Here is a 12,918-nt window from a genome sequence, read left to right on the forward strand (position 1 = left end):
AACGAGTTCTCGCGCGCCAGCTGACGGAAGGTGGTGTAGGTTGGTTTGTCAGTGGCGGACGGAGTGTTCGAACGCATGCGCCGAAATATTCGGCTGAACTTCGGCAACACAACTATGTCTGCTTTTGGAAGGCGATCGACAGCTCGAACGACGCCCATTGCGGCGCAAAGCGGAACGGCGCTTAAGCCGTGTTTCGGGCTTTTGATCCGAGTTCCCGTGCTAGCTCAACGAATGCTCTGTGCGCCGCGGATGGATTCCGTCGTCCCGGGTAATAGATGCAGAGTTCGTCGGAAGGCGGCAGCCATTCCTTCAGAACGCTGATCAACCGCCCTGCCTCAATATCCTCGCGCACGTCACGTTCCATTACGTAGCCCAGCGCCACACCTTCGAGCACTGTGCCGCGGGACAGGCTTGCCTCATCCAAAGTCATCGGTCCGTTCACATCGATCAATAGCGGTTCCCCATCCTTCTCGAAGCGCCAGCGAAAGAGCGCGCCATTCGGCAGCCGGATACGGAGACACCGATGTTGAAGCAGGTCAGTCGGCGTGGAAGGCGTACCATAGCTTTTGAAATAGTCGGGCGAGCCTATGACCACATTTCTCTGCGGCCGACCCAGCGAGATCGCAATCATGTCACTCGGCACGAGGGTGGCGCGACGTACGCCCAGGTCGAAGCCTTCCGCGACGATGTCCAAGAGCCGTCCCTCGGTGACCAGATCGATATGGACCTGCGGGTAACGCCTGATGAACTCCAGAAGCAGGGGTGAAAGGATTTCTCGCGCGGCAGTGGCATAGGAATTGATGCGGAGCGTTCCCGTGGGGTTTGCCTGCTTTGAGCGCGCTGCATCCATGGCACCGTGGATGTCCTGCAACGCAGGACCGACGTTCTCGACGAACAAGCGACCGGCATCCGACAGGGATACGCTGCGGGTGGTTCGGTTGAACAAGCGAACGCCAAGGTGGGCCTCCAGCTTGCCGACGGCATTGCTAAGGGCAGTCGTCGACATTCCCAGTTCAAGCGCCGCGCCGCGGAAAGAGGATTTGCGAGAAACGGCTACGACAGCTTCCAGATCTTGAAGGCCAGGCCTCGCCATTATCCCACTTTCCGCAATTCGACATCCATATTTATCCCAATTATCCGAACATCGGAATACGCCTACTTGTGGAGCGAACAATCCCCAAGAGGAGATGAGAGATGCAACTGCCTCAGGCGATCCAGGCTTATTTCGAAGCGGATCGGAAGAACAACTGCGAGGCTCTGCTGGCCTGCTTCGCGCCGAGCGCCGCTATCCATGACGAGGGCCGCTCCCACTCCGGGCACTATGCCATCGGCAGCTGGTGGGAATACTCGAAAGCCAGGTATCGGCACGTCGCCGAGCCGCTCGAGGCCCTTACCGACGAGCATGGAACGAAGGTGATCGCCAAGGTCACCGGTGAATTTCCCGGCAGCCCTGCAAATCTCACCTACGTTTTCCGTCTGATGGGCGACAAGATCGCAGCCTTGGAGATCGGTGCATGAGCGACTTCCTGAATCTCTCAGGCAAGCGCGCCCTGATCACCTCCGGCACAAGGGGAGCCGGGGCGGCAACCGTCGACCTGTTTCGCAAACTCGGCGCGCGGGTGCTGACGACGGCCCGCTCGTTCCCCGCAAGTTCTTCGGCGGACCTCTTCGTGGCTGCCGACCTCACCACCAGCGAAGGCTGCTTTACGGTCGCCAAGGCAGTCAGGGGGCAGTTGGGCGGCGTCGATCTCATCGTTCACATGCTCGGCGGTTCTTCCTCGCCGGCCGGCGGCTTCTCGGCGCTTGGCGAAAGTGATTGGCACAAGGAACTCGATCTCAACCTGTTTCCCGCCGTGCGGCTCGACCGAGAACTGATACCGGGAATGATCGCGCAGGGCAGCGGCGTGGTGATCCACGTCTCTTCCATCCAGAGGCTGCTCCCCCTGCCGGAAGCCACGACCGCATACGCCGCGGCGAAGGCGGCGCTGTCGACCTACAGCAAAAGCCTCTCCAAGGAGGTGTCGCCGAAAGGCGTGCGTGTCGTTCGCGTGTCTCCGGGCTGGATAGAAACCGAGGCTTCCGTCAAGCTCGCCCGACGTCTCGCCGATGAGGCAGGCACCGACGTTGAAGGCGGCAAGAAGATTATAATGGACTCCCTCGGTGGAATCCCCCTCGGTCGCCCGTCAAGCCCGGCCGAGATCGCCAATCTAGTTGCCTTTCTGTCTTCCGATCGTGCCTCTTCGATCACGGGTGCGGAGTACGTAATCGACGGAGGAACCGTGCCTACAGTGTAAAAAAAAGCCTCCCATGCTTGCCGGCTTAGGCCGTGCTCCTCCAGACGCCCGTATGTTCATAGATCGCGTCACGCAGCTCCCTGACGTCACGATTGATCTGGTTGAGATGCGCTGGGCTTTGTCCTGAGGAGGAAAGCAGAGCGTCAGCAAGGCAGCCTGCACGAAATCTGAGTTCGCGTCCCTTATCAGTCAGCGCAACCACGACCTGCCTCTCGTTCGCGGGATTCCGTGTCCGGCGCAGAAGTCCTGCCACTTCGAGCCGTTTGAGCAAGGGCGTCAGAGTGCTCGACTCAAGCGCGAGCCTTTCGGCGATGCTGCCAACGGTCAGCTTGTCCTCGCGCCAGAGGACATTGAGTACGAGGTATTGGGGATAGGTCAGGCCCAAATCGTCCAGCAGTGGCTTGTACACTCTCTGGATGGCCATGCCGGCAGAGTAGATCGCGTAACAGAGCTGATCGTCGAGCGGCAATGGGTTGTTGGGTTTTTTCGCCGGCATGGGTGGCTCTCCTTGTACCCGATATAGCCTACCCGATCCCAAAAAAGAATATCGCGATAAAAATTATGCTGGACATATCGCGGCTGGAGCCGTAGAGAAAGATATCGCGATAATTGTTATCGGACAAACAAGAGGAGATCAGCATGACTTCCAGGACGACCAACCTTCTGGCCGCAACTGCCGCCGTCGCAGGACTTGCCGCAGCCACGGCCACTCACTCTGCCGAGATAATTCCCGACAACCAGACCGTCCGGAACGTGGTGCTGGTGCACGGCGCGTTCGCTGATGGATCGGGTTGGCGCGGCGTCTATGACGAACTGACCGCCCGCGGCTATCGTGTGTCGATCGTCCAGAACCCGCTTACCTCGCTTGCGGACGACGTTGCCGCAACCAAACGCATTCTTGACCGTCAGGATGGACCTGCGGTCCTTGTGGGGCATTCCTGGGGCGGCACGGTGATAACGGAAGCAGGTACCCATTCAAACGTGACAGGCCTGGTTTACGTATCGGCGTTGTCGCCAGATGCCGGAGAGACGACTGCGCAGCAGTACGAGGGTTACCAGACCCCGCCTGAATTTGTCATCGAAACTACCGCGGACGGCTTCGGCTTCGTTTCTCCCGACAGGTTCAAGATCGGCTTCGCCAACGACACGACGGACGCGGATGCCGCTTTCATGCGGGACTCTCAGGTGCCGATAAACATGTCCGCCTTCGCAAGCAAGCTTGAGCATGCCGCATGGCGAAGCAAGCCGAGCTGGGCAGTGATTGCAACCGACGACAAGGCCTTCGATCAGCGTATGTTGCAAGCGATGGCGAAGCGCATCGGGGCGACAATCACGGAGGTCGCGGCAAGCCATGCGGTCTTTATGACGCAGCCAAAGGTCGTCGCTGACGTGATCGACGAAGCTGCCCGCAAGGGATCTGTCGAGGCGCAATAGTTCGGCCACGCGCCGTGTGCGGACATTTCGAGCTTTAAGCTGTCATAAACGAAAATACGGCCGCCGGATGGCTCATCCGGCGGTTTTGTTTCGAGAGTGTTTCTCTCCGACTCCGCAGACCACTGCCGGTTGTCTCCTTGAAGGCAATCCGGCAGTGGACTGCGCTGGCACTTCTTCGCTACGACCAAGGCGGTCGAGGAATGTCCAGGTTCAGGCTCGGCCGGGACGTCGACGCGGTGTCCAAGCAGTCGTCCGACCTGCTGCACCTGTTCCGCAGGGAATTGCTGGCCGTCAACGAGAACTTCCGGCTGGCCGGCGCGGAGCTCGCCCGCTCGGTGCTGGGCTGGATCGGCGGCGCGGCACCCGGCTCCTTGCAGAGCCTGAGCAAGCCGACCGGGGCTATGGCCTATCGCCGTCCCGACTAGAGCGGATGCGGTCAAATTGAGCTGGGCCATCCCGCTCCATCTATTTGTCTTAGCCGCATTTCTGCGACGCCGAGTGATTCCACTTGGCTGCAAAATGCGCGCTGCTGACTGGCAGCCTTGGGGCCGTGAGCCGTCTGTCTGCAATCACGGTGAGTTCAGCGGTTAGCCGCCGTTCGGCTGACGTGCCCAGCCCGACGTTTGGCCCGATCTCCTGACGGCTCCCTGTCAGGAGGGCCGTGCTAAACTTCTGCCACGATTGCTGAAGAACAAAAGGTCTTTGACTATGACGACATCGCCGTTTCTCGCCGCTCTCGGATCCAAGGCTCCGCCAGCCGACGGGGCGAAAGACATGCACCTGTACGGGTGGCTGATCGGAAGCTGGGAAATGGACACCATACGTCATCTCGATGACGGCACGACCGAGGAATCAAACGGAGAAATCCATTTCGGCTGGGTGCTGGAAGGTCGCGCCATTCAGGATATCTGGATCAGGCCCAGACGCCCTGCGCCGTCCACCATGTATGGCACGACCTTGCGTATCTTCAATCCCGACATCGGGGGCTGGCACATCATCTGGAACGACCCGCTCAACCAGGACTACTCGCGCCAGATTGGACGAGCCGAGGGTAAGGACATTGTCCAGATCGGCGAGGATTCGCGGGGCCTCAGAGCGCGGTGGCGTTTCACCGAGATCGCGGCCGACAGCTTCCATTGGATCGGCGAGGAAAGATCGTCCGGCAACGATCCGTGGCAAATCACCTACGAGCATTTTGCCCGCAGAGAACGGATCCTTGATACCTTGGGCCGGTCCAGCAGAAACTGGCCCTTCCCTTTCCATCTAAGTGAAACCGCTTTCGGCTCTTCTGGACGGGGCCGGATGCGGACCGGCCGCTGGGAGCAGATCATCCAGCAAGCTGCCGCCCAACGGGCGCCTGATGACCGACACCCGCGAGCTTGCCTGTCAGATCCACCCGGAAAGCGCCAGGTTTGGAGGCTGCCTCGCCTCCAAAGTCACTACACCCGCCTAAGACGTGCAATTAAGATGAGTCAGTAGCAGGCCTTGCTAGCCGCTTCCCCGATGAGGTTCGGAACACCGCGCTCCTTGGCGGTCGAAACCGGCCGGATCGAGGCGCCCATGGGGCTCGTAGCCGTCTGCGGGTTTTTGAAATACGGGCTTTACACTATCGCGCATCATTTGGCCGTCCGATCGCAATCAAGGAAAGGGTTACGACAATGAACAACAAGCACTTTTTGCGTGGCATGGCCACGGTGAACTTCTGGGCCGACGACGTGGCCGCGGCGCGCGACTGGTACGCGGAGCTGTTCGGCGTCGAGGCGTACTTCCAGCGGCCCGATGCGGAAAACCCCGCTTATGTCGAGTTCCGAATCGGCGACGACGAGGACGAGTTCGGCATCATCGACCGCCGCTACTCACCAGCAACGATGCAGCCCGGTCCGGGCGGCGCCACACTGCTGTGGCACGTCGACGACATCGAGGCGGCGTTCGCTCGGCTCAAGGCCATGGGCGCCACGGAGTACGATCCGATCACCAAGCGCGAGAGCGACTTCGTCACCGCCTCGGTGGTTGATCAGTTCGGCAACGTATTGGGTATCATGTACAATCCGCACTACGTCGAGATGCTCGAGTTGCGGACAGCGTAGGCAGACGAGGCCGCATTCCCATGGGAGAGATTTGCCCCCTAGGTGCAACGGGATACCAGGTTATCGATCGCATTGCGGCTTGGCCGGAAGGAGGGCGGTAGGCTGAAAGTATTCAACGCAGACAAGGCCGGTGCGGCCGGAGTCATGCTCGCGACGCTTGTTGGCGTGGCTGCGATGAGTCAGGTGTTTCGTACTATTGCGGCCATCGTCGCCCCCGGACTGCAACGTTAATTCGGACTCTCGACCGAAGAACTCGGCATCTACGCCGGCGCCTTCCATCTGTCCTTTGCCCTCGCCCAGATCCCGATGGGCCTAGCGCTTGACCTTTATGGCGTGAGAAAGACCGTTGGTTCGGCTTTCCTCCTTGCAGTAGCGGGAGCGCTCCTGTCGTTCATTGCAACCGGCTTCCCGGTTTTGATGCTGGGGCAGTTGCTCATTGGCATCGGCTGCGCACCAGCCTTTGTGGGATCGCTGTTCTTTGTAAGCAAACATTTTTCTGAAAAGAGTTTTGCCCGAGTATCGGGCTTGGTTCTCAGCTTCAGCGGCCTTGGGTTACTGGCCACTGGCACGCCGCTGGCATGGGTAGTCGAACATTGGGGCTGGCGCAGCGCTTTTGTGGTGACAGGCGTCGTTGCGGCGGCAAACTTGGTCTGCATCCTGGTCCTCGTTCGGGATGATCACGGCAAGAACTCAGGCGACATCGCAGGCGCAATTCGAGAGACGCTTGCAATCTTGAAAGAACGGCAGACCAAGGGCATCGTTGCGCTCGCGCTCGTTGGCTATCCGTCCTACATCGCGCTGAGGGGCCTGTGGGCGACACCCTTGTTCATGGAGCGACACGGCTTCACACTGACGGGCGTCGGGAATGTGCTTCTCGCCTCGTCGGTCGCGACCTTGGTTGGCCCACCGCTATTCGGTCTGGTGCGGGCGAAAGGACGCTCACGGCGATACCTGATCTGCGCGAGCATGGCCACTTCCGCCGGGATTTTCCTTATCCTTGCAATCTCCGCCAACTGGATCGTCGATGCTACGATGTGCGTTGCGCTTGGGGCGCTCACCGGCTTCACGATCCTGCAGTTCGCAGACACTAAGAGTGCATATGATCCTCAGGTCGTCGGCCGGGCATTCGGAATTGTGAACACAGCTGCATTCCTCGGCGTTGCCATCTTGCAGGGCGCAACTGGATGGGTGGCGTCCACCGCGAGCACGTTTAGCGTCAATCAATTCGCTGCTGTCTTCGCGTTCATCGCCTCGGCGTGCCTGCTGGCCATGGTCGCCTTCTTCATGCTTCCCTGGCCAGAATGGGAGGTCGGCAGCAAAACTGATGTTTAGGTATCAACGCCTTGCTAAGTGGATGGTAAGCCAATCCTGATAGTGTTGAATGGGAGGCCGGGCGTGCTTAGTCTAGTCGACAGCTTGGGGGCCGCAAGCGGACTGGCAGCTTCTAGCCTCGCAAGCAAGATACCGGACGTTTTTCAGCACAGCAGCGGCATAAGGGTTAAATCGAACGGCTGTCATATGCCCAATGCAGCAGAGCCTGGCGCTGACGCGGCCGGCACCAGCAGTCCCCAGGCTCGCAGGCTCGGCGAAGCTGCGCGATATGGCGGCGAATAGCTTTCCAACGGGCGATCTGTCGCTCGTCCTCGCCGGGCATGCGACGACCTTGGTGGTAGCGGCAGTACCACTGGAACCAGCCACGCGGATCGTCGGAATGTATCCATCCCTTGGCTCGCCAGACGATGAGCGGTTGGCTGGCGTCGACACCGAACCAATTAAGTGACGGATCTTTTCGCAGCGACGACAGCCGGGCCTCTGCAAACCAGCTGTTGGGGAATTCGTCGCGACAATCGGTCATGTACTTGCCGCCGAACACGCCGAGCGAGAGCATCTCAGAGGGTGTCAAGTCTGGCCGGAAATCGGGATGAAAGTCACGGCCTATTGGCGCAACGAGAGCGTACCGGTAGCCTTGCTGCATTCGATCGTTCACGACGACCCACCGGGGTCTCATCGTGCGCCCTGCGACAGTGGTTTCGAGCGGTTGCGCCGCCAGATGGACAAGTTAAGTGCCGCCGCGAAACTCACCCACGCCAGGTAAGGAAAAAGCAGCAAGGCAGCAGCCGCATTCACGGGGTGAAACATTATAATCGTCGCCAGGATCGCAGCCCAAAGCACCATGATCTCCACCACGGCCAGCCCGGGTCGGTGAAGTCCAAAAAAGATCGGCGTCCACGCAGCATTCAGCAGAAGTTGGACTGCATAGACACTGAGAGGCAGTGCTGCGCCGGCAATGCCTGCTTCTAGCCATACGAGCCAGCCCGACAGTCCGATCGATGCATAGAGAACCGTCCAGACCGGGGCGAACAGCCAATCGGGCGGGCGCCATCTTGGCTTGTCGAGCTGCTTGTACCAGTCGCCTGGCCTAAAGATCACGCCGGTAGCCGCCGCAGCGAAGCTCGCGACCTCGAAGGCGACCAGCACGAGGAGGGAATGCATGTCCATCCGGCAAAAGATGGAGGGAACCGCCGACGAGGCAAGCGGGTCCCTCCGAAGGCCCTATCGGTTCTGGCCAGCAGCGAACTCGCCGGAGCCCATCGCAGAAAGCAGGGGGGTGATCTGCCAGGCCGCCGATAGCCCTACCAGGATGTAAACGATCCGGGCGAACCCCGAGCCAGCCCCGAAGATGGCGGCCACGAGGTCAAAGCTAAATAGCCCGACCAGCCCCCAGTTCAGCCCGCCTACGATTACGAGGATGAGCGTAAAAATGTTGATGAACTTCATGGTTCTTCTCCAGGTCGAGGGATGAGAGGTCAGCCTTCCGGCGGCATGATCACCTTGTCGATGACATGGATGACCCCGTTCGAGGCAGCAAGATCGGCAGCAGTGACGGCGGCATCGTTGACCTTGACGGTGGAGCCCTCGACTTCGATGTCTATCATTTTGCCATTTACCGACTTCGCTTCATCGATACCCGCCACGTCCGCAGCCATCACCTTCCCCGCGACCACATGGTAGCTGAGGATCTCAGTGAGCTTTTGCTTATTCTCCGCCTTCAGCAGGTTTTCGACGGTACCGGCCGGCAACTGGGCGAAGGCTTCATCGGTCGGAGCAAAGACCGTGAACGGACCCGTCCCTTTGAGAGTGGCGACCAGGCCTGCCGCTTCGAGCGCGGCACCCAGCGTCTTGAATTGACCCGCTTCCATGGCGGTGTCGACGACATCCTTCTCCGCGGCGAACGCGCTGACGCTGCTGCCGAGCGTGACCGCCGCAGCAAACAGAATGCTTTTCAACTTCATGGCATATCTCCCCTTTATGACCGGTGCGGGATGCACGTCATGGCTTTCATCTGGAGCAAATTCGTTGTCTTACCACTCAAATTTTCGTGAACGGAAATTGAATTATCTTGTGAAGAGAATACCGTTGTCATAGTTTCCCGAAACGAAAAGGAGTTTTGCCACGTGCTCTCCGACACGCTTTCTAACGAACTCCAGCGCTACGCGATCGGCCCTCGTATCAAGGCACTGCGTCTGAGAAAGAAGCTGGGGCTCGTGCAGTTGGCCGGGCATACAGGGCTCTCGCCTGCGATGCTGTCGAAGATCGAGCGCGGGCAGATGTTTCCAACGCTGCCCACGCTGCTTCGGATCGCCATGGTTTTCGGCGTCGGCCTCGATCACTTCTTCAATGCCGACAAGGAGGAGCCGCTCATCGCGATCGTCCGAAAGCAGCAGCGTCTCAAACTTCCAAGCCCGCCGGGCGAAAAGCACCCGGCCTATCTATTCGAAAGCCTGGACTATCCCGCTTCTGACCGCCGCATGGAGGCGTTCTACGCCGAGTTCCCGGTCGATTCGCCGCCCTCAGAGCCGCATCAACATGGCAGCGCTGAGTTCATCTACGTGCTCAGCGGTCGGCTTATAGTCAATGTGGATGGCAAGGATGCCGCGCTGGACACGGGGGACACTGTATATTTCGACTCTAGAGTTCCGCACAGTTACCGCGGTGAAGGCACGGAAATTTCAACCGCTATTGTTGTGACTTCTTCATAGGCCGCCGTTGACTGAACACTCCTGAAACTCATCCCTATGCATTGCCAGCGTTGGTGGAGGAAGTCGGCTTTCAGGTGGGGAGCCGCGGGTAGCCAACGGCCGAGATGGGCGCATTGCTGCTCGAGAGCAAAGTGGGGCCGCCAACCGACACTCCGCTCTTGATCTTCAAGTATGAAAAGTAGCCGTTGAGGCGAGCGGGCCGCTCAGCGACTCGTACACTATGTCGGCGGCCGGATCGGTAGCCAGGATCGCAATGCGGCTCCGTTCGGCTGCCGCATCGCGTGTTGAACATCTTTGGTGCCGCTACGAGCGGCTGGGCCGCGTGGAGGCGAACCGCGACTTCGTCCGCCGCAATAGTCCGTCCGACCGGCCGTGAGAACGGCATATCGGGCGTACGGAACTATTGAAAATGCCGGCCGTTAGGGTGTTCACCAATGCGAAGGGGGCCAACGTGGAAACTGACGACGCTTCACCGATAGTCACAGGAGTGGAAGGCCTCGATTATGTCCTTCGAGGTGGGTACGCCAAGTTCCGATCTCATCTCGTCGAAGGCAGACCCGGCTCGGGAAAGACCACACTCGGGCTGCAGTTTTTGCTCAATGGCGCGCAGAACAAGGAGAGATGCCTCTACATCACACTATCCGAAAGTAAGCGCGAGCTGCTTTCGGTCGCGAGCCGACATGGCTTGAGTCTCGATGGCATAGAGATCCTAGAGCTTGTCCCTCCAGAGCTTAGCCTCGATCCATCCCAGCTCCAGACATTGGTTCATTCTTCCGAACTCGAGCTTGGTGAGACCGTGCAATCAGCGCTGGCTGAAATCGAGCGCCTCAAGCCAGACCGTGTCGTGTTCGATTCGCTATCCGAAATCCGTCTCTTGTCACAAGGCTCGTTGCGCTATCGGCGGCAAGTACTGGCACTTAAGAGCTTCTTCCTGCTCAGCAACGCAACTGTCCTATTGCTCGATGACCTGACCGCAGAACATGACGATCTAAATTTGCACTCGATCAGTCACGGCGTCATTAGGTTGGAACAGCTGTCGCCGGTGTACGGCGGAGAGCGACGGCGGCTGCGCGTCATCAAGATGCGTGGGGTACAAATCCGCGGTGGCTACCACGATTTCGTCATTCGGCCGGGCGGCCTGACCGTGTTTCCCAGGCTTGTCGCTTCCGAGCATGAGATGGTCGAGTATGGCCCGCCTGCCTCAAGCGAAACTTCAATTGACAACTTGGCTGGCGGAGGCTTGGAACGCGGCACCAGCACCCTACTTATGGGTCCCTCCGGGGTGGGAAAATCAACCATTGCCAGCGCTTATTGCCATGCTGCGCTCCTCCGAGGCGAGAGCGTCCTGGTGCTCTTATTCGACGAGACAAAACGAATCTTCATGGCGCGCGCTTCAGGCCTCGGCATGAATCTGGAGGCGTTTGCCGAAGAGAGCAGATTGTTGCTGGAACAGATCGACCCGGCGGAGCTTTCGCCTGGTGAGCTGTCGTCGCGCATTCAGTCCGCCGTCGAACGGTCAAATGCAAGGATCGTCGTCGTCGATAGCCTCACCGGCTACCTTAACACCATGTCTGGAGAGCAGCATCTCGTGCTTCAAATGCACGAGATCCTTACCTATCTCAATCACAAGGGAGTGGTTACAATTCTGGTTTTGGCCAATCATGGATTGATTGGCCAAGTGGCAGCTCCTGTGGAAATGACGTATCTCTGCGATTCCGTCATGCTTTTGCGCTTCTTCGAGAGTGGCGGTCGCTTGAGGCGCGCTATTTCGGTTGTAAAAAGGCGCGTAGGCCCGCACGAAGACACCATTCGTGAGTTCAAAATCACCGCCGCTGGATTGGCTGTAAGTGAGCCACTGGAGGATTTCCGAGGCATCCTTACGGGCGTGCCTTCATTCGAGGGCAAGAAGGCCGACCTTCTCGAAGGTGAGCCGTCCTGATGACACTGGACCTGGAAGTTCTTGTGCTTGCGCCGATAGGGCGTGATTGCAAGGTTGCAAGTTCGATCCTAGCTGCCAGTCGGATCAGTTCATGCATCTGCTCGAGTCTCGACGAAGCAATGCCGCTTCTGGACCGCGCACATTGCCTTGTTGTTGCCGAGGAGGCACTGATCAACGCCGATCGCAGTCTGTTTGCTGCTTGGCTCGAGAATCAGCCGGCGTGGTCAGATTTTCCAATCGTGCTTCTGACAATGCGTGGCACCGAGTTCGACAAGCGTCTTGCGTTTCTCGATCGTCATCTGATCGTGCTTGAACGGCCGTTTCTGGCCTCGAGTTTCGCCAACTCTGTGCGATCTGCTCTGCGCGCCCGCGCCCGCCAGATCGAGGTCAAGTCCTATATCGAACAGAAGCAGGAAGTGACGCAGCGGCAGAACCTGCTGATCCGGGAACTGCATCATCGCGTTAAGAACACGCTGGCCAATGTTAGGGCCATGATGGGCGCAACAGCCATATCAACCGATAGCGTTGAGGAGTTCGTGCGTAATTTCTCGGCCAGGATCGTCTCACTGGCTGAAACGCATTCGATTTTGACGGACGACTACTGGCAGACCGCCTCTTTGAACAAACTTCTTGAGGGGGAACTCCGACATTACGAGACAGACGACAGCCCACGTATTCGGCTTGAAGGACCGAACGTCGCGCTCATTGCCGACATTGCCGTACCGGTCGGCATGGCCCTCCATGAGCTTGCCTCCAATTCGGCGAAATTCGGGGCGTTGTCTCGGCCTGAAGGTCAGCTTGCCGTCTGTTGGTCAGTCGGCAGTTCTGGTGCTGGGCAGACGCTCAGCCTCGCCTGGCAGGAGCGCAACGGACCCCCGGTTCAAACGCCGAAGCGGCGGGGTTTTGGCACCGCGCTTCTAGAAAAGGTGGTCCCCGTGCAGTGTGATGCCAAGGTTGAACTCGACTATCAACATGACGGCCTGCGCTTCACCTTGGTCCTACCGCTGCGCGAGACAAGGCTCGTGCCTTCCTACTCGTGAACCTCACCGCGGCTTCAAATTTGGCGATGGCCGGTTGAGCCCATGACTGGTACTGTGCCTTTCAGGGAAAAGAACGGGCCCCGA

General features: G+C 59.1%; 14 protein-coding genes and 2 pseudogenes. 10 read left to right on the forward strand and 6 right to left on the reverse strand.

Annotated elements, in window-relative coordinates; genetic code table 11:
• Window positions 1-181: 181 nt before the first annotated feature.
• Entirely contained in the window at window positions 182-1,093 is a 912-nt protein-coding gene (locus tag AC0L15_RS10245) for a LysR family transcriptional regulator (RefSeq protein ID WP_287245908.1), read from the reverse strand.
• A gap of 101 nt (window positions 1,094-1,194) precedes the next feature.
• Here AC0L15_RS10245 and AC0L15_RS10250 point away from each other — a divergent pair, with 101 nt between their 5' ends.
• Window positions 1,195-1,518: a nuclear transport factor 2 family protein gene (locus tag AC0L15_RS10250; RefSeq protein WP_287245907.1), complete on the forward strand. Its 324-nt coding sequence runs from the start codon at window positions 1,195-1,197 to the stop codon at window positions 1,516-1,518.
• Window positions 1,515-2,294 carry an SDR family oxidoreductase gene (locus AC0L15_RS10255; protein WP_236377551.1) on the forward strand — a complete coding sequence of 260 codons (780 nt, stop codon included), beginning with the start codon at window positions 1,515-1,517 and terminating at the stop codon, window positions 2,292-2,294. Before AC0L15_RS10250 ends, AC0L15_RS10255 begins: the two co-directional genes overlap by 4 nt.
• Window positions 2,295-2,319: 25 nt before the next feature.
• Here the strand turns inward: AC0L15_RS10255 and AC0L15_RS10260 are convergent, their stop codons facing one another.
• Window positions 2,320-2,790, reverse strand: coding sequence for a MarR family winged helix-turn-helix transcriptional regulator (locus AC0L15_RS10260; protein WP_287245905.1), 471 nt, complete (start codon window positions 2,788-2,790; stop codon window positions 2,320-2,322).
• Window positions 2,791-2,933: 143 nt separating this feature from the next.
• Between AC0L15_RS10260 and AC0L15_RS10265 the strand changes: the two genes are divergently transcribed.
• The 5 genes and pseudogenes from AC0L15_RS10265 to AC0L15_RS10285 form a co-directional block, all read left to right on the forward strand.
• Window positions 2,934-3,728 (forward strand): alpha/beta fold hydrolase, encoded by a 795-nt coding sequence (locus AC0L15_RS10265; protein ID WP_287245904.1) that lies wholly within the window; start codon window positions 2,934-2,936, stop codon window positions 3,726-3,728.
• Window positions 3,729-3,940: 212 nt separating this feature from the next.
• Window positions 3,941-4,153 (forward strand): annotated as a pseudogene (locus AC0L15_RS10270) (LacI family transcriptional regulator); the annotation flags it as partial.
• A gap of 283 nt (window positions 4,154-4,436) precedes the next feature.
• A complete protein-coding gene (locus AC0L15_RS10275) occupies window positions 4,437-5,207 on the forward strand; it encodes a hypothetical protein (protein ID WP_473496296.1) in 771 nt (256 codons plus the stop codon).
• A 179-nt stretch (window positions 5,208-5,386) separates the two neighbouring features.
• A complete protein-coding gene (locus AC0L15_RS10280; protein ID WP_287245902.1) occupies window positions 5,387-5,815 on the forward strand; it encodes a VOC family protein in 429 nt (142 codons plus the stop codon).
• 243 nt (window positions 5,816-6,058) lie between these two features.
• Window positions 6,059-7,147: pseudogene (locus AC0L15_RS10285) on the forward strand (MFS transporter); the annotation flags it as partial.
• A 166-nt stretch (window positions 7,148-7,313) separates the two neighbouring features.
• On the opposite strand, the gene AC0L15_RS10290 reads toward AC0L15_RS10285, so the two are convergent.
• From AC0L15_RS10290 to AC0L15_RS10305, 4 genes are read right to left on the reverse strand one after another with little or no spacing between them, the layout of a single operon-like run.
• Window positions 7,314-7,823 carry a hypothetical protein gene (locus AC0L15_RS10290; protein ID WP_287245900.1) on the reverse strand — a complete coding sequence of 170 codons (510 nt, stop codon included), beginning with the start codon at window positions 7,821-7,823 and terminating at the stop codon, window positions 7,314-7,316.
• Window positions 7,820-8,308: a TspO/MBR family protein gene (locus tag AC0L15_RS10295; protein WP_287068683.1), complete on the reverse strand. Its 489-nt coding sequence runs from the start codon at window positions 8,306-8,308 to the stop codon at window positions 7,820-7,822. The genes AC0L15_RS10290 and AC0L15_RS10295 overlap by 4 nt, the downstream gene beginning before the upstream one ends.
• Window positions 8,309-8,368: 60 nt before the next feature.
• Window positions 8,369-8,593: a DUF378 domain-containing protein gene (locus AC0L15_RS10300; protein WP_287068684.1), complete on the reverse strand. Its 225-nt coding sequence runs from the start codon at window positions 8,591-8,593 to the stop codon at window positions 8,369-8,371.
• A 29-nt stretch (window positions 8,594-8,622) separates the two neighbouring features.
• Window positions 8,623-9,108 (reverse strand): fasciclin domain-containing protein, encoded by a 486-nt coding sequence (locus AC0L15_RS10305; protein WP_473496297.1) that lies wholly within the window; start codon window positions 9,106-9,108, stop codon window positions 8,623-8,625.
• 162 nt (window positions 9,109-9,270) lie between these two features.
• On the opposite strand from AC0L15_RS10305, the gene AC0L15_RS10310 reads away from it, so the two are divergent.
• The 3 genes from AC0L15_RS10310 to AC0L15_RS10320 all read left to right on the forward strand — a co-directional run bounded on the left by AC0L15_RS10310 (window position 9,271) and on the right by AC0L15_RS10320 (window position 12,834).
• Window positions 9,271-9,855, forward strand: a complete 585-nt coding sequence (locus AC0L15_RS10310; protein WP_287245898.1) for a helix-turn-helix domain-containing protein — start codon at window positions 9,271-9,273, stop codon at window positions 9,853-9,855.
• A 409-nt stretch (window positions 9,856-10,264) separates the two neighbouring features.
• A complete protein-coding gene (locus AC0L15_RS10315) occupies window positions 10,265-11,794 on the forward strand; it encodes an ATPase domain-containing protein (RefSeq protein WP_287245896.1) in 1,530 nt (509 codons plus the stop codon).
• Window positions 11,794-12,834, forward strand: coding sequence for a sensor histidine kinase (locus AC0L15_RS10320; RefSeq protein WP_287245895.1), 1,041 nt, complete (start codon window positions 11,794-11,796; stop codon window positions 12,832-12,834). The genes AC0L15_RS10315 and AC0L15_RS10320 overlap by 1 nt, the downstream gene beginning before the upstream one ends.
• The last annotated feature ends 84 nt before the right edge of the window (window positions 12,835-12,918 follow it).

This window comes from Mesorhizobium sp. WSM4846 (genome assembly GCF_055811415.1).